General features: G+C 73.9%; 21 protein-coding genes. 6 read left to right on the top strand and 15 right to left on the bottom strand.

Going from position 1 to position 19,748, the window contains the following annotated elements; all coding sequences use genetic code 11:
• Positions 1 to 100: 100 nt before the first annotated feature.
• Entirely contained in the window at positions 101 to 1,876 is a 1,776-nt protein-coding gene (locus tag GXW83_RS10730) for a glycoside hydrolase family 27 protein (RefSeq protein WP_182442846.1), read from the top strand.
• A 20-nt stretch (positions 1,877 to 1,896) separates the two neighbouring features.
• On the opposite strand, the gene GXW83_RS10725 is transcribed toward GXW83_RS10730, so the two are convergent.
• On the bottom strand, positions 1,897 to 2,178 hold the full coding sequence (locus tag GXW83_RS10725; protein ID WP_182442845.1) for a DUF4190 domain-containing protein: 282 nt from the start codon (positions 2,176 to 2,178) through the stop codon (positions 1,897 to 1,899).
• Between the two features lie 2 nt (positions 2,179 to 2,180).
• Complete coding sequence (locus GXW83_RS10720) at positions 2,181 to 2,351, bottom strand: hypothetical protein (RefSeq protein ID WP_182442844.1); 171 nt, start codon at positions 2,349 to 2,351, stop codon at positions 2,181 to 2,183.
• A gap of 123 nt (positions 2,352 to 2,474) precedes the next feature.
• On the opposite strand from GXW83_RS10720, the gene GXW83_RS10715 reads away from it, so the two are divergent.
• Complete coding sequence (locus GXW83_RS10715) at positions 2,475 to 3,101, top strand: TetR family transcriptional regulator (RefSeq protein WP_182442843.1); 627 nt, start codon at positions 2,475 to 2,477, stop codon at positions 3,099 to 3,101.
• Between the two features lie 63 nt (positions 3,102 to 3,164).
• On the opposite strand, the gene GXW83_RS10710 is transcribed toward GXW83_RS10715, so the two are convergent.
• The 3 genes from GXW83_RS10710 to GXW83_RS10700 form a co-directional block, all read right to left on the bottom strand.
• Positions 3,165 to 3,743 carry a DoxX family membrane protein gene (locus GXW83_RS10710; protein ID WP_182442842.1) on the bottom strand — a complete coding sequence of 193 codons (579 nt, stop codon included), beginning with the start codon at positions 3,741 to 3,743 and terminating at the stop codon, positions 3,165 to 3,167.
• Between the two features lie 75 nt (positions 3,744 to 3,818).
• The gene (locus tag GXW83_RS10705) at positions 3,819 to 4,382 is read right to left on the bottom strand and encodes a GNAT family N-acetyltransferase (RefSeq protein ID WP_182442841.1); all 564 of its coding nucleotides are present in this window, start codon (positions 4,380 to 4,382) and stop codon (positions 3,819 to 3,821) included.
• A 21-nt stretch (positions 4,383 to 4,403) separates the two neighbouring features.
• Positions 4,404 to 4,820 carry an ankyrin repeat domain-containing protein gene (locus tag GXW83_RS10700; RefSeq protein WP_182442840.1) on the bottom strand — a complete coding sequence of 139 codons (417 nt, stop codon included), beginning with the start codon at positions 4,818 to 4,820 and terminating at the stop codon, positions 4,404 to 4,406.
• A 406-nt stretch (positions 4,821 to 5,226) separates the two neighbouring features.
• Between GXW83_RS10700 and GXW83_RS10695 the strand changes: the two genes are divergently transcribed.
• Together GXW83_RS10695 and GXW83_RS10690 are read left to right on the top strand one after the other, a co-directional pair.
• A complete protein-coding gene (locus GXW83_RS10695) occupies positions 5,227 to 5,421 on the top strand; it encodes a hypothetical protein (RefSeq protein ID WP_182442839.1) in 195 nt (64 codons plus the stop codon).
• Between the two features lie 92 nt (positions 5,422 to 5,513).
• On the top strand, positions 5,514 to 7,118 hold the full coding sequence (locus GXW83_RS10690) for a hypothetical protein (protein ID WP_182442838.1): 1,605 nt from the start codon (positions 5,514 to 5,516) through the stop codon (positions 7,116 to 7,118).
• An 86-nt stretch (positions 7,119 to 7,204) separates the two neighbouring features.
• Here the strand turns inward: GXW83_RS10690 and GXW83_RS10685 are convergent, their stop codons facing one another.
• A complete protein-coding gene (locus tag GXW83_RS10685; protein ID WP_182442837.1) occupies positions 7,205 to 7,885 on the bottom strand; it encodes a pyridoxal 5'-phosphate synthase in 681 nt (226 codons plus the stop codon).
• Between the two features lie 326 nt (positions 7,886 to 8,211).
• Between GXW83_RS10685 and GXW83_RS10680 the strand changes: the two genes are divergently transcribed.
• Entirely contained in the window at positions 8,212 to 8,586 is a 375-nt protein-coding gene (locus GXW83_RS10680; RefSeq protein WP_182442836.1) for an RNA polymerase-binding protein RbpA, read from the top strand.
• Between the two features lie 137 nt (positions 8,587 to 8,723).
• Here the strand turns inward: GXW83_RS10680 and GXW83_RS10675 are convergent, their stop codons facing one another.
• The 6 genes from GXW83_RS10675 to GXW83_RS10650 form a co-directional block, all read right to left on the bottom strand.
• Entirely contained in the window at positions 8,724 to 9,290 is a 567-nt protein-coding gene (locus tag GXW83_RS10675) for an FxsA family protein (protein WP_225446888.1), read from the bottom strand.
• Between the two features lie 119 nt (positions 9,291 to 9,409).
• A complete protein-coding gene (locus tag GXW83_RS10670) occupies positions 9,410 to 10,195 on the bottom strand; it encodes a polyprenol monophosphomannose synthase (RefSeq protein WP_182442835.1) in 786 nt (261 codons plus the stop codon).
• Positions 10,192 to 11,865, bottom strand: a complete 1,674-nt coding sequence (gene lnt / locus GXW83_RS10665) for an apolipoprotein N-acyltransferase (RefSeq protein WP_225446887.1) — start codon at positions 11,863 to 11,865, stop codon at positions 10,192 to 10,194. Before lnt ends, GXW83_RS10670 begins: the two co-directional genes overlap by 4 nt.
• Before the next feature lie 185 nt (positions 11,866 to 12,050).
• Positions 12,051 to 12,383: a hypothetical protein gene (locus tag GXW83_RS10660; protein WP_182442834.1), complete on the bottom strand. Its 333-nt coding sequence runs from the start codon at positions 12,381 to 12,383 to the stop codon at positions 12,051 to 12,053.
• A 638-nt stretch (positions 12,384 to 13,021) separates the two neighbouring features.
• Positions 13,022 to 14,722 carry an amidohydrolase gene (locus tag GXW83_RS10655; RefSeq protein WP_182442833.1) on the bottom strand — a complete coding sequence of 567 codons (1,701 nt, stop codon included), beginning with the start codon at positions 14,720 to 14,722 and terminating at the stop codon, positions 13,022 to 13,024.
• A 69-nt stretch (positions 14,723 to 14,791) separates the two neighbouring features.
• Entirely contained in the window at positions 14,792 to 15,235 is a 444-nt protein-coding gene (locus tag GXW83_RS10650; RefSeq protein WP_182442832.1) for an Lrp/AsnC family transcriptional regulator, read from the bottom strand.
• A 226-nt stretch (positions 15,236 to 15,461) separates the two neighbouring features.
• Here GXW83_RS10650 and GXW83_RS10645 point away from each other — a divergent pair, with 226 nt between their 5' ends.
• The gene (locus tag GXW83_RS10645; RefSeq protein ID WP_225446886.1) at positions 15,462 to 15,875 is read left to right on the top strand and encodes a hypothetical protein; all 414 of its coding nucleotides are present in this window, start codon (positions 15,462 to 15,464) and stop codon (positions 15,873 to 15,875) included.
• Between the two features lie 44 nt (positions 15,876 to 15,919).
• Here GXW83_RS10645 and GXW83_RS10640 read toward each other — a convergent pair whose 3' ends face one another.
• The 3 genes from GXW83_RS10640 to GXW83_RS10630 form a co-directional block, all read right to left on the bottom strand.
• A complete protein-coding gene (locus GXW83_RS10640; protein WP_182442831.1) occupies positions 15,920 to 17,047 on the bottom strand; it encodes a phosphotransferase family protein in 1,128 nt (375 codons plus the stop codon).
• Positions 17,048 to 17,120: 73 nt separating this feature from the next.
• Positions 17,121 to 18,257 (bottom strand): hypothetical protein, encoded by a 1,137-nt coding sequence (locus tag GXW83_RS10635; RefSeq protein ID WP_182442830.1) that lies wholly within the window; start codon positions 18,255 to 18,257, stop codon positions 17,121 to 17,123.
• A gap of 93 nt (positions 18,258 to 18,350) precedes the next feature.
• Positions 18,351 to 19,520 carry an acyl-CoA dehydrogenase family protein gene (locus GXW83_RS10630; protein WP_182442829.1) on the bottom strand — a complete coding sequence of 390 codons (1,170 nt, stop codon included), beginning with the start codon at positions 19,518 to 19,520 and terminating at the stop codon, positions 18,351 to 18,353.
• Positions 19,521 to 19,748 lie beyond the last annotated feature (228 nt).

Genomic DNA, 19,748 nt, shown 5'->3' with positions numbered 1-19,748 from the left:
CTCGCCCCGGGCATGACACGCCGCCACCCCCGCGTCGCCGCGCTCCGGGGCCGCCCCCGCACCTCCCCGTTCGGGCACGCCGAGGATGGAGAGCACACCCATGCGTCCGACAACCCCGAGGACCCCGGGAATCCCCAGGACCCTGCGCACCACCAGGCGGCTGGTCGCGGCTCTGACGGCGGGAGCGGCCGCGGCCGCCCTGGCCCTGCTGCCGACGGCCCCCGCCCAGGCCGAGAGCAACGGCGTGGGCCTCACCCCCGCGCTGGGCTGGAGCAGTTGGAGCTTCGTCCGGCACGATCCGACGGCGGCCGTGATCGACGCCCAGGCCGACGCCATGAAGAGCAGCGGCCTGGCTGCGGCGGGCTACCAGTACGTCAACATCGACGACTTCTGGTACCAGTGCCCGGGCAGCCAGGGCCCGGCCGTGGACCAGTACGGCCGCTGGGCGACCGACACCGCCGAGTTCCCGTCCTCGGGGGCGGAGAACGGCATCGCGGTCGTGGCCGACCATGTGCACGCGGACGGCCTGAAGTTCGGCATCTACGTCACCCCCGGCATCTCCAAGCAGGCCGTCGCCGAGAACACCCCGATCCAGGGCACCTCCTACACCGCCGACCAGATCGCCACCAGCTCCTCCGAGGCCAACTACAACTGCGGCGGGATGGTCGGCATCGACTACAGCAAGCCCGGCGCACAGGCGTTCATCGACTCCTGGGCGGACGAGTTCGCCTCCTGGGGCGTGGACTACGTCAAGATCGACGGCGTGGGCACCGGCGACGTCGGCGACGTCCAGGCGTGGTCGGCGGCGCTGCAGCAGACCGGGCGCCCGATCCACCTGGAGCTGTCCAACGGCCTGGCCATCGGCAGCGCGAGCACCTGGGCGCAGTACTCCAACGGCTGGCGCACCGGCGGCGACATCGAGTGCTACTGCGGCTCCAACGGCAGCAGTTACCCGCTGACGGACTGGGGCAACGTCCAGTCCCGCTTCGGCCAGGTGTCCGACTGGCAGCCGTACGGCGGGCCGGGAGCGTTCAACGACTACGACTCGATCGAGGTCGGCAACGGCGCCAACGACGGGCTGACCGCGCCGGAACGCCAGTCGCAGCTCAGCCTGTGGGCGATGGGCGCCTCGCCGCTGATCCTCGGCACCGACCTCACCGACCTGGACCCGACCGACCTGGGCTACCTGAAGAACAGCGCGGTGCTGGCCGTGGACCAGGACTCCATCGACGCCTCACGCATCGTCAACAACGGCAACCAGCAGGTCTACAGCAAGACCGAGCCGGACGGCAGCGTCGTGGTGGCGCTGTTCAACTACTCCGGCAGCTCCGCCCAGACCGTCAGCGTGAACCTCGCGGACGCCGGCATCACCGGCTCGACCACCGCCACCGACCTGTGGTCCGGGCAGTCGGTCGGCAGCATCGGCGGCACCTACAGCGTCAACCTGGGCCCCGGCGCGGTGCAGTTGCTGCGGACCGCCCCCGGCGCCAGCACCGCCACCGAGTTGGTCAGCCCCGCCTCCGGGCGCTGCCTGGACGACCCGAACGCGACGACCACGCCCGGCACCACGCAGGAGGTCTGGGACTGCCACCACGGCCAGAACCAGGAGTGGACCTACACCGGCGGCACCCTGCAGACCCTCGGCATGTGCCTGGACGCCTTCAACCAGGGCACCACCGCCGGGACTTACGTCGATCTCTACACCTGCAACGGCCAGACCAACCAGCAGTGGAAGCTGAACGGCAACGGCACCATCACCGGCGTCCAGTCCGGGCTGTGCCTGGACGTCAGGGGCGGCGGCGACAGCGGCGACGGCACCCCGGTCGAGATCTGGACCTGCAACGGCGGCAGCAACCAGCAGTGGAGCAGGGTCTAGCAGCCGTGGCCCGGCGGCCGTCAGGCGGCCGTGCCCCAGGTGAATCCGCCGTGGTGGGCAGCGACCAGCGCGACCAGCACCACCAGATCGGCGACGCCGAGGGCCATGCCCAGCAGGGCGCGCCCTCGGCGTCCGGTCCCCCGGGCCAGCGAGACCCCGCCGAGGGCCAGCGCCAGCGGGCCGAGCGCGATGTTGAAGAAGAACAGGCCCAGCAAGCCCAGGACGAACGACGCCACGGCGATGTCGTCGCCGCTCTCCTTGGGCAGCGGGGCTTCCTCGGCGAGCGGGTGTGCGGCGTTCATGGTCAGACCCCCCGCACGGTGCGGCGGCCGGTGCGGGCGAGCCGCTCGCGGACGGCGAAGACCAGCAGCCAGGCGCCGATCACGACGCAGGCCACGGCCAGGACGGGCGGGCTGACGTAGGAGGCGGCGCCCCAGAGCGTGGCGCTCAGGACCAGCAGTGCGAGGAGGACCATGGTTCCTTCCGTTCCCGAGGGTGCATCCCGAACGGCATTGGGAGCACAGTTGTTCACTGACAATTCGAGCCTACCCCCGCCCAGCGCTCGCCAAGACCGGAGAACAGTTGTTTACTGCATGAGATGAGCCACACTCCCGGACCACGCCAGTCCCAGAAGCAGCAGACCCGGCAGTCCCTCCTGGACGCCGGGCTCCGGCTGCTGGAGCACCAGAGCCTGAGCAGCCTGGGCCTGCGCGAGGTCACCCGGGAGGCCGGGATCACCCCCAGCGGCTTCTACCGGCACTTCCCGGACCTGCCCGCGTACGGCATGGCCCTGGTCGAGGAGTCCTTCGGCAGCCTGCGCACCCTGATCCGGGCGATCCGCGCCGAGCAGGCCGCCACCGACGAGGTGATCGACCGCAGCATCGGGGTGATCGCCTGGTACGTGCACGAGCACCGGGCCCGGCTGCGCTTCCTGGTCCGCGAGCGCCACGGCGGGGTGCGGGCGGTACGGGACGCCATCGCCGACCGCATCGGCCAGTTCGCCGACGACCTGGCCGACGACCTGGCGGCGCAGCCGCAGTCCGTCGGCTGGAGCCCGACCGATGTCCGGATGCTGGCCGACCTGTACGCCGACCACACGGTCAGCACGGTCGCCGCGCTGATGGAGGCCGAGGGCGATCCGGAGGCCGAGCGGCGGATCACCGCCACCGCCCGGCAGCAGCTACGGCTGATCAGCATCGGCCGCAGGCACTGGCTGCACGACTGACGCCCCGGGTGCCCGGCGTGCAACGGACTCCCGCGACGCGGGCGACGCGGGCGACGCGGGCGGCTACAGCGAGGCGGCCTCGTCACCGGAGTCCGTGGTGTCCTCGGGCCGCTCCGGCTCCAGCGGGGCCGGGGCCGGGGGGCCGGGGGTGACCCGGCGGCTGACGACGGTGGTGGCCGCCGCCGCGCTCACGGTGAAGGCGAGCAGCACATAGGCGCCCCGGTCCAGCCGGTGCCGGGTCAGGTGGTCCAGCGAGAAGCGGCCCGCTCCGGCCAGGCCGATCGCGGCGGCGGTCAGCCCCAGGACGGCCGGGTACTCGAAGCCGCCGCTCTGGGCGAAGAAGCCATTGGGCGAGTGCACCGCGATGGCCCCGGCCATGGTGCCGGCCGCGGCCGCGCCCGCCACCGGGGTGGCCAGACCGAGGGCCAGCAGCGCGCCCCCGCCCGCCTCGCCCAGCCCGGCCGCCAGCGCGCTGGGGCGGCCCGGGACGAAGCCCATCCGCTCCATGCCCTGGGCGGTGCCGTCCAGCCCGCCGCCGCCGAACCAGCCGAACAGCTTCTGCGTACCGTGGGCGAACAGCACGCCCCCGGCTCCGAGGCGCAGGGCGAGCAGACCGACATCCTTACGGCTGACAAGGGACATGGCGGGGGGGCCTTCCTCGGGAGGGTGCCTGGACCACCCAGTCTCCGCGCCCGGGCCCCGCAGCAACAGCCCCGGCTAGCCCATCCGGGCCCCGACACCGCCGTCGTCCACGGCCCGGGCGTCCGACAGCGCCCGGGCGTCCGACGGCGGTGCCGGTGCGGGCACCGGCAGCGGCTTGGCCAGGCAGACGCACTGCTCGTGTTCGCGGTACACGCCGAACTTCCGGGTCGGCAGGTAGCCCTCGGCGGCGTACAGCGCCAGCGCCTCCGGCTGCTCGGTGCCGGTCTCCAGCACCATCCGGCGCCGTCCGGCGGCCAGCGCCTGCTCCTCCAGGAACCGCAGCATCCGGCGGGCCAGGCCCCGGCCGCGCGCGGAGGGCACGGTGTACATCCGCTTGATCTCCGCGTCGCCGTCGGCCAGCCCGACGTCATTGGCCTCCCGGGCCCGCCAGGCCCCGGTGCCGACGGGCTCGCCCCGGTCGTCGTAGACCACCGCGAACAGCCCGGCGGGCGCGTCGAACTCGGCCGGGTCGACCGGGGTGACGTCGATGTCGCCGTAGCGCACCACGTACTCCTGCTGGACCTCGGCGATCAGCCGCTGCGCATCCGGATGGGCGTAGCCCACGACTCGTATGTCCATGGCCGCATGCTAACGGGCTGGTCAGCGCGGGCCGAAACGCTCCACCAGCTCGGTGCGGCCGAACATCCGGGCGGTGTCGGCGGCCGAGGGCAGCCCGGCGTGCGGATCGGCGCCGCCGGCGAGCAGGGCCTCGACGACCTCGGGCTCGCCCTTGAAGACGGCCCCGGCGAGGGGCGTCTGGCCGCGGTCGTTGGCACGGTCGGCGTCCGCGCCGCGCTCCAGCAGGGCGCGGACCGCGTCGGCGTGCCCGTGGTAGGCGGCGAGCATGACCAGGGTGTCGCCGCGCTCGTTGCACAGGTCGGCGGGCACCCCGGCGTCCAGGTAGGCGGCCAGGGCGGCGGCGTCCCCGGCGCGGGCGGCGGCGAAGACCCGCCCGGCGAACTCCACCAGCTCGGGGGTGGCCTCGTCGGGCCGCACGGGCTGCACGGCGTCGCTCATCGGCTCCACGTCCTCGTCCTCCTCCTGCGCTGTCGTGCTGCTGCACTGTCGTGCCCCTGCGCTGTCGTACGCGTGTGCTGTCGCGTCCGGACCATTCTCCCCAGCCGCACCGATGCCCGACAGCCCGGTCCGGCGTCCGGCCGCCACCCGCCGGGTCGGCACCCGTCCGGGCTAACGTGCCGCGCGCCGTCCGACGACGGGGGCGGGGCCGGGACACGATCGGCTACGGGCCGCCTGCGGGCCCCTCCACCGGGGCAGTCGCAGCGGACCCGGAGCAGAACCACCCGTTTGCGCACTATGCCATGATCTTACTTTTTGTCACCATATAGACACATTCTGTGAGAATGCACGGTACGGCCCGGCGGTCCCACCGGGTCGGCCCGCCCCGATACCCGAGGAGCTCCCCGTGATCCTCTCCATCTCCGGAGTCGTCCTGCTCGGCATCATCGCCTTCCTGTTCTTCCGCAAGGACGGACTGAAGGTCTCGCACGCCGTGGTCTGCGCGCTGTTCGGCTTCTACCTGGCCGGTACCGCCGTCGCGCCGAGCATCAAGGCGGGCGGCGCGAGCATCGCCAGCATCCTCGGCGGCTTCAAGTTCTGACCGGCCCCCGCGGCCCGCAGCACGCGTCCGTCGCCGCCCAGGCGCCTTCCGTCCCAGCACCGCCCGTCCCAGCACCGCCGCCGGAGAACCCGATGACCTTCACCGAGCACCTCGCCCGCGGGCGCGACTTCGCACGCACCGCCGGGGACCACGCAGCCGACATGTTCGGCCCGCTGATCACCATCGGCCGGGGGCTGCGCTCGCACGGCCGCTGGACCCTGGGCAAGTGGAACGACACGCCCAAGGACAAGCGCGGCCCGGCCCTGCTCGCGGTGGTGGCCGTCGGCGCTGCGGTGGCCCTGCTGCCGTACGGGCCGCTGCTGGCGCTGGTCGCCCTGATGGGCAGCGCGGCCTGGGTCGGCCGGGACCGCGGACCGGCCGCCGAGCCGGCCCCGGACACCTCGCAGCTGAAGCTGGCTGCGATCTACATCGCGCTCACGCCCTACCTGGTGCACGACTCGGACCCGAGCCCGCTCTACAGCCACGGCGGCGACTTCAAGGAGGCCTTCAACTCCTGGGAGTTCGACGCCGAGGGCCGGCTGACCGCGCTCGACCTGCGCTACCCGGCGTACTTCACCGACACCGAGCCGCACGCCCGGGCGCGGATCGAGCACGTGATCCACAGCAAGGCCGGGCGCAGCCGCGAGTACCGGTTCACCTGGGACGAGGAGACCAACCACCTCCAGGTCGCGGCGCTGGCCCCGCTGCCCACCGACATCGTCGCCCAGCGCTTCGTGACCGCGCAGGGCGAGCTGGTCCTCGGCTTCACCGACACCACCAGCACCAGCCGGATGATCCCGGTGCACCAGGGCAGCGGCACCACCCACCAGCCGCCGGTGCTGTGGCGCACCGGCCCGCGCTCCCCCGAGCCGCACCTGCTGGCGCTGGGCACCCACGGCCACGGGACGTCGAGCCTGCTGCGCTCGCTGGCCCTGCAGGTGCTCCCCTACGCCGACATCGTGGTCCTGGACGGCGCGGGCAGCGGCGAGCACGCCTGCCTGGTCGGCCGTCCGGGCGTGTACACCGTGGAGACCAGCCTGCACGGGGCGCTGGCCGCGCTGGAGTGGGCCGCCAACGAGACGCAGCGCCGGCTGGACGCGCACAACCTGGCCAAGCGCACCGGCACCGCTCCCCCGGCGGACGCGGTACGGCCGCTGTGGCTGCTGCTGGACCACCCCGCCGAGCTGAGCGAGCTGGCCCAGGCGGAGGACCGGACCGATCCGCAGGACCTGCTGGAGCTCCCGCTGCGGCACGGCCGCACCGCCCATGTCACGGTCGTGGTCGCCGAGTACCTGGACGCGCTGGGGCGGCTCAAGCCGACCCTGCGGTCGGCGGCCCGGGCCCGGCTGGTGCTCGGCCCGCTCGACCCGGACCTGGCCCCGGAGGCGCTGGGCACCGCGCTGGACATCACCCCGTCCAGCCACACGCCGCCCGGGCGCGGCTACGCCCGGCTGGGCAACCAGCCCCCGGTGCGGCTGCAGGTCCCGGCCACGCCGGACCCGCTGGACGAGGAGACCCCGGCCGACCAGCGGGACGCGGTGATCGCGCTGCTGCCGCACGCCGACACCCGCACCGAGGCCCCGGCCCCGACACCGGCCCCGCTCTCGCTGGCCAAGCCCGAGCTGCCGACCGTTCCGGAGTGCGAGCGCACCGGCGAGCTCGACTCCCCCGGCACCGCGGTGCTGCGCTTCCTCTGACGCCCCGCCACCACCCCGCACGACAGAGGGCCCCGCTTCGGTCGAAGCGGGGCCCTCGGCGTACGGCCGCCCGGGCCGGCCAACGGTCAGGGCCAGAGCAGGGTCCTGGCCCAGACGGCGGGGGCGTCGACCGGGCCGGTGCGCACATAGAGCAGCCGGATGTGGCGGCGGTCGGCGGAGCCCTGCCAGAACTCCACCTCGCGGGCGAGCAGCCGGTAGACGGTGTGGCCGGGGGCGACCAGCTCCGGGGCGACCTCGGTCAGCGCCTGCGCCTCCCGGACGGCCTCGTCGTAGGCGGCCAGCGAGCCCAGCGGCTCGCTCTGGCGGCCGACCAGCTCGGCGACCCGGGAGGCGGGCGAGCGGCTCAGGAACTCCGCCGCGGCCTCCTCGGGCCCCGCCTGCTCCACCCGGCCCCTGATCCGGATCTGCCGCCCCATCGGCGGCCAGTACAGCGTCATGGCGGCCTCGGCCCGGACCGCCAACTGCCGGCCCTTGGGGCTGTCCGCGTCGCCCGCGAACACCCACGCCCCGGCCGGGACGTCCACGTCCCGCAGCACCAGCATCCGGGCGTCCGGGGCGCCGTCGGCGTCCACCGTGGACAGCGTGACCACCTGCGGGTCGTCGACCCCCTCGGCCACTGCCGCGGTCAGCCAGTCGACGAACAGCTGCCCCGCCCCGGCCGGCGCCCGATCGGGGTCGAAGGACGGCAGGTCACGGTCCATCGGCGGCCGACCGAGGAGCAGCTCGGCCACGGGCCTGTCGGACATGAGCGGGGGTTCCCTTCACAGCGCGGGTGGTGATCCACACCCTACTGATCACTACCCGTACGGGCGCGCGCCGAAGCAGCGGCGGCGGGCCTGTCGCGGACCTGCCGGGCGGTGACGTCCCGCAGGTTCTCGGGCACCTAGGGTGACATTCGCGTCTAGATGTGACAAATCGGGCGGCGGTGGGTACAAACAGGGACGGCACGACGGAAGACGTACTTCCCGGCGGGACCACCCCCGGGAATCTTCGACGGCTGCCGCACGTTGCACAGACCGACGAAGACAGCGACATCCAGTCCTGTGGGCCATAAGCCCGGGAGGCACGATTCATGAGTGAGCGAGCTCTCCGCGGCACGCGACTCGGGGCCACCAGCTACGAGACCGACCGCGGCATCGACCTGGCCCCGCGCCAGACAGTCGAGTACGCATGCCAGAACGGACACCGGTTCGAGGTGCCGTTCTCCGTAGAGGCCGAGATCCCGACCATGTGGGAGTGCCGCTTCTGCGGCAGTGAGGCACTACTCCTCGACGGCGACGAGCCGGAGGCGAAGAAGGCGAAGCCCGCCCGTACGCACTGGGACATGCTGATGGAGCGGCGGACCCGCGAGGAACTGGAGGAGGTGCTCGCCGAGCGGCTCGCAGTCCTGCGGTCCGGCGGTATGAACATCGCCGTCCACCCGCGCGACACCCGCAAGACCGCCTGAGCGGGACCGGCAGGCAGGCAGAGAACCACCGCAGGACCTGGGAGGCGGCACCGGAGAGGTGCCGTGTCCCAGGTCCTGCGGTCGTTTCGGGGCATCGGTGGGCCGGGGGGGCTGGGGCCGGGCGGTGGGCCGGGCGGTCAGCCCAGCCGGTCGGGGCGGCCGTAGTCGTAGGGCCGGGCGTCCCCGGCCTGCCCCGGCTCCACCACCTCGCCGACGATCACCTCACCGGGGACGACCCTGCCGTCCGGCCGGTGCATGCGCAGCTGCTCCTGCAGCCGGTAGGCGTCCCCGATCGGTCCGCCGCTGCGGCGCAGCAGCCGGGCCGGGAGCCGCCGCAGCAGCGAGGCCGTGGGCGGGAACAGGCAGGCGAGGCCGAGCAGGTCGGAGAGCAGGCCGGGCAGGATCAGCAGCAGCCCGCCGGCGATGCCGACCACCGTGCCCGGTTCGGCCTTGCCGGCGGCGGTGGCCCGCAGCGCCCGCAGCCCGGCCCGCTTGACCACCCAGCCGCCGAGCGCGGCCGAGGCGACCAGCAGCACGAACAGCCAGAACCACCCGATCAGGTGACCCACCTCGATCAACAGCCAGATCTCCAGCACCACCCAGGCGGCCAGCACCAGGGGTACGAATCGCAGCGGCCCCCTCGGCCTGGCCTGCCGGGCCTGACCCGGCTGGTCCGCTGCGCTGCTCGCTGTCGTCCGGCTCACGGCACTGCCCACTTCCGTCGATCTCGCGCGTCGGTCCGCGCTGGTCCGCGCCCTGGTCAACGCGCGGCGGCCGGGAGGTGTTCCGCGCGTGGACCAGTCGGACGGTGCGGCGGCGGGCGTCAGCCCTCGCGGTCGGGGACCGGCGCCGGGATCTTGCCGAGCCGGCTCTGGATGCCCCAGACCGTGACGCGCTTCAGCGCCTCGCCGACGATGTTGCCGCTCATCTTGCTGGCCCCGAACTCGCGCTCGACGAAGGTGATCGGCACCTCGGTGATCCGGAAGCCGGCGCGGGAGGCGCGCCAGGCCAGGTCCACCTGGAAGCAGTAGCCCTGCGAGGCCACCTCGCTCATGCCCAGGCCCAGCAGGGTCTCCTTGCGGAACGCCCGGTAGCCGCCGGTGACGTCGCGCATGGGGACTCCCAGCATCAGCCGGGAGTAGGTGCTGCCGCCGCGGGAGAGGAACTCCCGGCTCTTGGGCCAGTTGACCACCTCGCCGCCGGGCACCCAGCGCGAGCCCAGCACCAGGTCGGCCCCGCGCAGGGCGGTGAGCAGGCGCGGGAGCTGCTCGGGCTGGTGCGAGCCGTCGGCGTCCATCTCCACCAGCACGTCGTAGCCGTGGTCGATGCCCCAGCGGAAGCCCGCCAGGTAGGCGGCGCCCAGCCCCTCCTTGCCCTTGCGGTGCAGCACCTGCAGGTTGGGGTCGGTCGCGGCCAGCTCGTCTGCGGCCTGCCCGGTGCCGTCCGGGCTGTTGTCGTCGGCCACCAGGATGTGCGCCTCGGGGACGGCGGCCCTGACCCGTCCGGTGATCCGGGAGATGTTCTCGATCTCGTTGTACGTCGGGATGATCACCAGGATCTTGCCGAGGTCACCAAACGTCTCGGTGTCCTTCGTGGTGCTGTCCGTCACGGACCGGCCCCTTCTTCCGCATCATCGTTTGCTGTGGCTGGAACACGATTCCGCCGACCGGCGTACATGGCAAACGCACAGGCCAGCAGTCCGACCATGGCCAGGGCCCACTCGGGGGCGGCGCCGACCCGGTCCGCGACCGTCGGTGAGTCCCGGAGCGGGACCCGTGCCTCCAGCTCGGCCGCGGTGGCCAGCTGGGTGCGTTCCACCACCCGCCCGTCGGGTGCGATGACGGCGCTGATGCCGCTGGTCGAGGCGATGACCACGGCCCTGCCGCTCTCGACCGCGCGCAGCCGCGACATGGCGAACTGCTGGTCGGGCTGGTCGGTGTGCTCGTAGGTGGCGTTGTTCGTCTGCACGACCAGCACCCGGCCGCCCTTGGCGACCGCGTCGTGGACGATACCGTCGTAGGCGACCTCGAAGCAGATCACGTCGCCGATCCTGGCCGGGCCCACCTGGAGAATACCGGTGGTCCTTCCGGCGTAGAAATCGACCGGAATGCGCTTCAGTTCGCTGAAGTACGGGGTGAGCAGCGAGCGGTAGGGAACGTACTCGCCGAAGGGCACCGGGTGCTGCTTGGTGTAGTGCGCCCCGGGCCCGGTGGCGGGCGACCAGACGATGCCCTCGTTCTGGATGTGGCTCGCGTCCGGGCCGTTGACCAGGGCGCCTACCAGGATCGGCACCCCGATGCGCTGCACCGTCTGCTGGATCAGGTCGAAGGCCGCGGGGGTCAGGAAGGGGTCGACGTCGGAGGAGTTCTCCGGCCAGACCACCAGGTCCGGCCGGGGCGTGCGGCCCGCGTCGACGGCGGCGGCGAGCTTGTCGGTCTCGGCGACGTGGTTCTCCAGAACCTCCATCGGACGACCCAGAAAATTCATCCCTGCGTGCGGCACATTTCCCTGGATCACGGCGATCTCGGCGGAGGCCGGACCGCCGGAGGTCTGGCCCGCGGTCGGCACCGGCACGGTGTACCCGACGACGGCGCATATCAGCGCGGCGGCGGCGCACGCACCCGCGCGCACTCCCCGGCGTGCTCCTTCGCGCCCGCGTGCGGTGATCAGCGCCGCGGCCAGCAGGGCTCCGCTGAGCGCCACCCCGAAGCTGACCAGCGGCGCGCCGCCGATCGCCGCCAGCGGGGTGAACGGCGAGGAGGTGTTGGCGAAGGCCAGCCGGCCCCAGGGGAAGCCGCCGAGCGGAACCCGGTCCCGGGCCCACTCCTGGGCGACCCACAGGCAGGCGGTCCACAGCGGCCAGGCCCGCAGCCGCGAGGTCAGCGCCTGGCCCACGGCCATGGCGGCGACGAACAGCGACTCGAACAGCGCCAGCAGCAGCCAGGCGTCCAGGCCGATGACGTTGAGCCAGAACAGCAGCCAGAGCAGGAACGGCGCACCGAAGACGAAGCCGGTCCAGGCGGCCTGCCGCGCGGTCCGGCGGTGGGTGAGCAGGCTGAGCCCGGCCACCGCGAGAACGGACAGCGGCCATAGGCCGTACGGGGGAAAGGAGAGCGCCAGCAGGACCCCGCAGAGCACGGCCAGGACGGTCCGGGGCAGCCCGGCACGCATCAGCGCCCACCGGCTCCGCGCCCATCGACGGGGGCCGCGCGGCGCTGCGGCCTCCGGCTCCGGGCGGACGTCCGCCGCGGGGCGGACGGGGTCAAGGGGCAAGGCCACGTTCGCCACTTTCACTCACACGGGACATTCGGTCGTCGCCGCGGTGCGGTGCACACTGCACGACGTTGGACGACGGTACAGCGTGCGGGCGTCCGGGCAGGAGTCCAGGGGCCCGGTGCGGGGAATCCACACCCGAACCCGAACCTGGCCGCCGTTCCGACTGCGCGCCGCAGTCGGGCCTCCACTCAGCGTCCGACCGCTCCGCGCCAGGCGCGGCCGGGCAGCACGGGCGGGACGGGCGGCAGGCCCCGGTCCCGGTCCAGGTCCTGCTGGACGGCCTCGCCGAGGTAGAGCGGCCCGCGCAGGCCGAACGCCTGCCAGGTGCGGCGGCCGATCCGGTCGAGATCCAGGCAGTCGGCGAGGGTCAGCCGGACGCAGAAGAAGCGGATGTGCCGTCCGCAGCCGTCGAAGTCGAAGACGGTGCCGGACAGGTGCGGCCCGCAGGCCGGGATGCGCGGCTCGGGCTCGTCCAGGTAGTGGTAGCCGTTGGCCTCGAAGACGTTCAGTGGTGCTGCCATGGTTCCGGTTGTCCCACAGCGTGCGCGCGGAACAAAGGACCGGCGGCCCGGCGGCCGCCGCCGTTCGCCCTTCCGGCGGCAGCGGCGCGGTGGCCGGGGCCGGAACGGGGTCGGTCGGTCGTGGGGGGTGTGCAGCGGGCACGGTCCGAGCGTTCTTCGGTCCGACCTGGGGTCCGCTGGCTGCGGATCGACCGAGGGCCGTTGTCTACTGAACGTTCGGGCCGTGCCCGGGTCGCACCTGCCGACCGGACCCGGTTGGCCTGCCGGCGCCCGCGCTCCCCGGGCCTGGAGGACTGGACCTGGCTGCCTGTCGGTGTCCGGGGACGCCGCTCGTTGGCCCAGTTGTGGTCTCGGGTTTTGCGTGGAGGTGTTCCGGTCGGTCGGTCCTGCGGAGGATTCCGGAAGGTGGACGCGGCCGAACCTACCCGCCTGCGGCCACTGCCTGTCAACTGCCCTCCGACCTGCCACGATGAGCCGTCGTAGCAGGTCAGAGCAGCAGTGGCAGGGCCTCCGGGGCGGTCAGGACGCCCATCGTTCGGCGGTATCCGGACACCGATCGCCACTCTTACGGAGGAAATTCACCCCAGGTGGTGCAAAAACGATCGGAAAGGTTGACCCGCTCGATCAGCCCCGCTCGATCAGCCCTGCGCGGCCGAGTGCTCCGCGCGGTGCACGGTGCGGCCCCGGACGACGGTGGCCAGGCACTGCGGCAGCGGCGCGCCCGGGGACAGGTCCGGCAGCCCGGGGACGCCCGCGCGCGGGTCGGTGGACCAGTTGGCCACCCGCTGGTCCGGGGCCTGCACCAGCAGCTCCCCGGAGGACCAGACGGCGTAGCTCGCCGGGGCGCCCGGCAGCAGCACCCCCGCGTCGTCCCGGCCCAGCGCCCGCCAGCCGCCCCGGGTGTGGGCGGTGAAGGCCGCGCGGACCGAGATCCGGTGCTCCGGGGTCCGGTGGAACGCGGCCGCCCGGACGGTGCCCCAGGGGTCCAGCGCGGTCACCGGGGCGTCGGAGCCGAAGGCCAGCGGCACCCCGGCCCGCAGCAGCGCCGCGAAGGGGTTCATCGCCCGGGCCCGCTCGGCCCCCAGCCGAGCCGCGTACATGCCCTCGGGGCCGCCCCAGGCGGCGTCGAAGGCGGGCTGGACGGAGGCGGTCAGACCCAGGTCGGCGAAGGCCGCGACGGCGTCCGCGTCCAGCATCTCGGCGTGCTCCACCCGGTGCCGCAGCGCCCGGACCCGGTCCAGGCCGAGCTTGTCGGCGACCGCGCGCACGCCCTGGACGACCGAGGCCAGCGCGGCGTCGCCGATGGCGTGGAAGCCGGCCTGCAGCCCGGCCTCGGTGCAGGCGGCGACGTGGTCGGCGATCTGCGCGGCCGACACGTACTCCGCGCCCTCGCCGGCCGCGTCGCTGTAGGGGGCGTGCAGGCAGGCGGTGTGCGAGCCGATCGCACCGTCCACGAAGAGGTCGCCGCCGGCCCCGACCGCGCCCAGGCGGCGGGCGGTGTCCACCGCGCCCAGCTCGCCCCAGTAGCCGAAGACCTCCGGGCCGCGCCCCTCGGCCGCCAGCGACAGCAGCGCGGTCAGGTCCTCCGCCGAGGAGATGCCCGGGCCCGCGCACTCGTGCACCGCGCCGATGCCCAGCTCGGCGGCGCGGCCCAGGGCGGCCCGCTGCGCGGCGTCGCGCTGACCGGCGCTCAGGTGGGCCAGCGCGGCGCTGCGGACGGCGTGGTGCGCCTCGCGGCTCAGCGGCTGCTCCGGGTGGTACCCGGCCAGCGCGGCCAGCCCGGCGCCGCCCCCGGCGCCCTCCTCGGCGAGGGTGCGGTCGGCCAGGGCCCGCAGCGCGCTGGACGCCAGTGCGGAGTGGACGTCGGTGCGGGAGAGGTAGACGGCGGCCCCGGCACAGGCGGCGTCCAGCTCGGCGAGCGTGGGCGCCCGGCGCTCGGGCCAGCCGGTCTCGTCCCAGCCGTGGCCGACGACGACTCCCCCGGCCGGCTGGGCCCGGACGAAGGCGGCGATCCGGGCCAGCGCCTCGGCCAGGCCGGGGCAGCCGGTGAGGTCCAGACCGGTCAGGGCGAGGCCGGTGGCGGTGGCGTGCACATGGGCGTCCACGAAGGCGGGGGTGACCAGCGCCCCGCCGAGGTCCACCACGGCGTCCGCGTCCCGGGCGTAGCTGTCGGCGGCGCCCTCGGAGCCGACCCAGGCCACCGTGCCGTCCTGGACCAGGACGGCGGTGGCGAAGCGGTCGGCCGGGCTGTGGACGCGACCGCCGCGCAGCAGCAGGGTGCGCACGGCGGGGTCGTCCGGGCCGGGCAGGAAGGGGGCGGGGGTGGGGCGCGTGGTCATGCTGAACAGTCTGCACCGCCTGCCCGACCGGCCCGGCGGCGGGCAGCGCGGGCGGCGGGAGCCGGGCGGCTAGGGCAGCCGGGGCGGGCGGGCCTCGTAGGGGGTGCTGAGCACGACCGTGGTGCGGGTGGAGACCCCGGCCGCGGTGCGGATGCGGGCCAGCAGGTGCTCCAGCTCGCCCGGGCCGCCGACGCGGACCTTGAGGATGTAGTTCTCCTCCCCCGCCACGCTGTGGCAGGCCTCGATCTCCTCCAGGTCGGCCAGGCGCTCCGGGGCGTCGTCCGGGGCGCTGGGGTCGAACGGCTTGACCGAGATGAACGCGGTCAGCGGCAGGGCCACGGCCTCCGGGTCGACGATCGCGGCGTAGCCGCGGATCACGCCGCGCTGTTCCAGCCGCCGGACGCGCTGGTGCACCGCCGAGGTGGACAGGCCGGTGGCCTTGCCCAGGTCGGTGTAGCTCATCCGCCCGTCGCCGACGAGCAGCTGCACAATCTGACGGTCCAGTTCCTCCACGACAGGCGAGGCTATCCGAATATGCCGGGTGCGCGCCGGGCGTACGCCCTGATCCGGGGCAAGAGCCCCGCCCGAGCTGTGACGAAGACCACACCGGCCACATGGCGGGATGGCGGGTCTCAGGATTATTCGGCTCGGCGGGAGGGAAGTCCTGGCAGTGACTCCTCCGTGGTCCGGGGACTTCCGCACGGAGGGGGTCACCAGTTCATCGTCCGAGGGGGATCACATGTCTGCCATCAGAGAGCTTCCGCACGCCGATGCCGACACACCCGGGGCCGAGCCCGAGCTGACCGGCATCGACCCCGGTCTCGACCCCGGCGACGGCGAGACCTGGGACATCTTCCGGGTCCGCTGCCCCGAGTGCCACCGCCCGATCGCCCTGCTCGGCGACGAGGAGCGGTTCCCGCTGCACGCGCAACTGCCCACCGCCTGGCACCCGTTCTCCCCCGCCGTCTGCGTCGGTTCGGGCCGACCGGCGGCCGAGGCCGACGAGTTGGAGGAGGAGCCGGACTTCGACCCGGAGCCCTCGCTGGAGTCGCTGCTGGCCCTGCCGCCGGAGCTGGACTGGCGTCGCCAGCCGTTCTCGCACGTCGGCGGCGCGGGCTCGCGCCCGGTGCGGATCGCCCTGCACCGTTCCTGATCTTATTCTGACCTGTCGTCAACCCCGGCTGTTCGCACGGGGGTTCACCGGCCGCGTCGGTCCAGCATGGCCTCCAGCGCGGGCCGGTGCAGGATCAGCCGGTCCACGTCTGCGCCGGTCGGCTCGTCCGGCAGGGCGGCCTCGCCGAAGTGCAGCCGTCGGTAGGCGATGCGGAGCATCACCACGGCGTGCCGCAGGGCGGCGTACAGGGTGTGGAACTCCAGGTCGCGCGGGGTGTGCCCGGTGAGGGCGGCATAGCGTTCGGCGACGCGTCCGGGCTCCAGGAAGCCGGGCAGCCCGGGCAGGCCCGACGCCTCGGTGAGGTCCTGGAAGAAGCGGTGCAGGAACACCAGCCAGGCCAGGTCGAGTTCGCGCGGACCGAGCGAGGCCATCTCCCAGTCCAGCACGGCCACCGGGGTGAACCCCTGGTAGACGATGTTGCCGATGCGGGCGTCGCCCCAGCTGAGCACGGACGGCCCCTCGTCCTGCGGCCACAGCTCCTCCAACCGGGCGAAGGCGCGCTCGATCAGCGGTGAACGCGGACGGCCGCGCACCACCCAGGCGTAGTAGCCGCGCTGCTGCTCGACGTGCCGGCGCAGCGGGGTGGCGCCGGCCAGTCCGTCGGTTGCCGCGGGTGCGAGGAAGGCCGCGAGGCCGTCGGCGGGCAGGGTGTGCAGCGCGGCGAGCACCTCCAGCGTGGCCTGCTCCAGCCGGTCGCGCTCCGCGTCGGTGGCCGTGAACAGCCAGTTCCCGCCGTAGGTGTAGGGCATGACGTCGGGCGGGACGCGCCCCTCGACCCGCTCCATGACGAATCCGGCCGCGCCTAGCGGGCCGGGGTCGGTCTCCAGCCACAGCAGCCGGGGCACCGGGGCCTTGGTCCGGGCCGCCACCAACTGCATGACCCGGTACTGGCGTTCCATGTCGTAGTGCGGGAACACCGCGTAGGCGTCGGGGTCGGCGGCCAGCCGCAGCACGCAGTCCTGGGCGGTGCCGTCCGGCCGGACCAGGTCGAACAGCACGGTCTCGCTGGACATGCCGTTGGACGGCGGGACGCTCAGCCCGCGCACGGTCGCGCCGGGCTGGCGGTCGGCGATCCAGGCGGCCAGGCGGCGCTCCAGCTCGGCCGGGTCGCGGGTGGTGGTGCGCGGGCGGGGGGCGCCGGGGGCGGACATGGCGGCCGTACCTCCTCGGGTCAGCGGGGCCCAGCGGGCGGTCAGCGGGGCTCGGCGAGCGGTCAGCAGGCGGTCAGCGGGCGACCGGGTCGAAGCCGGTGAAGCCGCTGGGGTCGTGCCGTCCGAAACTGCCGTGCTCGAAGATGCCGTGGCCGACCTCGCCGTCCAGCACGAAGCGGGCGGCGTGGTCGGTGACGCCGTAGCCGGCCGGGCCGAGGTCGGCCGGGTCGGTGAGGTCGTAGCGGCGGCGGTCGCTCCAGCCGCGCCCCTGCCAGGTGCCGTGCTGCCAGTCCGCGGCGGGCGGGTAGCCCGCGCCGACCGCCAGCGGGCTGCCGGTGAGCATCCGCGCCTGGATCTCCAGCGGCTTGCGGGCGGAGTCGGTGAGGTGCAGCACGGCCGCGCGCGGGCTCCGGCCGCCGGGAATGTAGTCGATGTCGACGTAGGGCCAGCCGAGTTGCTCGTCCGGGCGTTCGCTGCCGACGGGGTGGGCGAGCACGGCGTCGCCGAGGGTGCGGTAGCCGTCCGGCTCCTCCTGGAGCAGCACCATGACGAAGCGGTCGCGGAACCGGATCGGGCACCACACCCAGTGGAACCCCTCGGTGCGCTGCTCGTCGGCGGCGCGGCCGGGCTGCTCGCCGGGGATCGGGCGGACGCCCCAGCTGCGGTCGCGGGTGGCGGTCCAGCCGGAGCCGTTGACGGTGTGCTCGACCCCGGCGGCGCGCAGCGTGCCGGTGGGCGCCCCGGCCTGGACGAAGCGCCGGCCCTCCAGGGTGAGCCGGTCGCCGGTGCGGGCGGTGTGGTGCGGCTCCCAGACGGCGGGGAACTCGGCCTGCCAGGTCAGGTCGAAGCTGAGGCCGCCGGGGTCGTCCGGGTCGGCCTCGCAGACCAGCCGCAGCGTGGAGAGCGGTTTGCGGACCTCGATCCGGAGCGGTCCGACCCGCAGCCGCATCCGGTCCTCGCCGAGCGCGTCGGAGGCCCGCACCGCGTACAGCCGGTCACCGGTGCGCAGGGTGGCGTAGGCGTCGATGACGCCGGTGTTGGGGTAGACCCCGAGGCCGGTGACCAGCAGCGCCCGGCCCTCGTGGTCGAAGACGTGGAAGATGCAGCGGTCGTAGGCGTTGCGGTCGCCGGTGGCGACGTACCGCATGGAGAGCGGCACCTGGTGCACGGGGTACTCGTCGAGCGGGACCGGACGCTGGGGCGACGGCATGCGGATGGCCTCCCTGCAGATCGACGAAGTCTGACGGTACGTCAGAAACCCTGCGGGAGGCCATAGCCCGGCACCGGTCGGTCGGTCAGTCGGTCAGTCGGTCAGCCTGCGGCCGATGACCATCCGCTGGATCTGGTTGGTGCCCTCGACGATCTGCAGCACCTTCGCCTCGCGCATGTAGCGCTCCACCGGGTGGTCCGCGGTGTAGCCGTAGCCGCCGAGCACCTGGACCGCGTCGGTGGCGACCTTCATCGCCGCGTCCGTGCAGAACAGCTTGGCCATGGCCGCCTGCTTGCTGAAGGCCAGCCCGGCGTCGCGCCGCCGCGCCGCCGCCAGGTACAGCGCCCGGCCCGCCTCCACCGCCGTGGCCATGTCCGCGAGCATGAACGACAGGCCCTGGAACTCGGCGATCGGGCGGCCGAACTGGGTCCGGGTACGGGCGTAGTCGACGGCGTAGTCCAGCGCGGCCTGGGCCACTCCGATGGCGCAGGCCGCTATCCCCAGCCGGCCGGAGTCCAGCGCGGACAGCGCGATGGCGAAGCCCTGGCCCTCGGTGCCGATCAGCCGGTCCGCGGACACCCGCGCGCCGTCGAAGTGGACCTGCGCGGTGGGCGAGCCCTTCATGCCCATCTTGCGCTCGGGCAGGTCCGCGGAGACGCCGGGGGTGTCGGCCGGGACCAGCAGCACGCTGATGCCCCGGGGGCCGTCCTCGCCGGTGCGCACCATGGCGCTGTAGAAGTCGGCGACGCCGCCGTGGGTGATCCACGCCTTGGTGCCGTCCACGGTGTAGCTGCCGCCATCGGCCTCGCGCACCGCGCGGGTGCGCAGCGCGGCCGCGTCCGAGCCGGACTGCGGCTCGGAGAGGCAGTACGCGCCCAGCTGCTCGCCGCCGAGCATCCCGGGCAGCCAGCGCCGCTGCTGCTCCTCGCTGCCGAAGGTGGCCAGGGCGTGGCAGGAGAGGGTGTGCACGCTGACGCCGAGGCCCACCGTCAGCCGTCCGGCCGCCAGCTCCTCCAGCACCTGCAAATAGACCTCGTACGGCTGCTCGCCGCCGCCGTACTGCTCGCCGTAGGGCAGGCCGAGGAGCCCGGCGCGGCCGAGGAGCCGCATGGTCTCGCGCGGGAAGACGCCGTCGGCCTCCTCCTGCGCGGCGTGCGGGCGCACCTCGCGGTCGACCAGGTCACGGGTGAGCGACAGCAGCTCACGCGCCTCCTCGGTGGGCAGCTCGCGGTCGACTGGCTTCGACGTCGGGACGGAACTCATGGCTGCTCGGCCTCCTGCGATCATCTGCGCGGACGCCTCCGGGTCTTGGACGTCGCCCGGCCACAGGCGCCGCACCGGGTCTCGGTGAACGCTCGCTAACATGTGGCGAAAGGAGTATCCCCCATGACGCGCCGTGCGTCACCCGCACCGGCACGAGGCATGCCGGGCCGTGCGACGCCCGGGGCCGCCCCGTGGCGTCACCGGCCGCGCGCGACCGCCTACGCTGGG

It is taken from the genome of Streptacidiphilus sp. PB12-B1b (assembly GCF_014084125.1).
GTDB lineage: Bacteria > Actinomycetota > Actinomycetes > Streptomycetales > Streptomycetaceae > Streptacidiphilus.
Note: the sequence above shows the minus strand (reverse complement) of the source record. Positions and strands in the feature narration are given on the sequence as shown.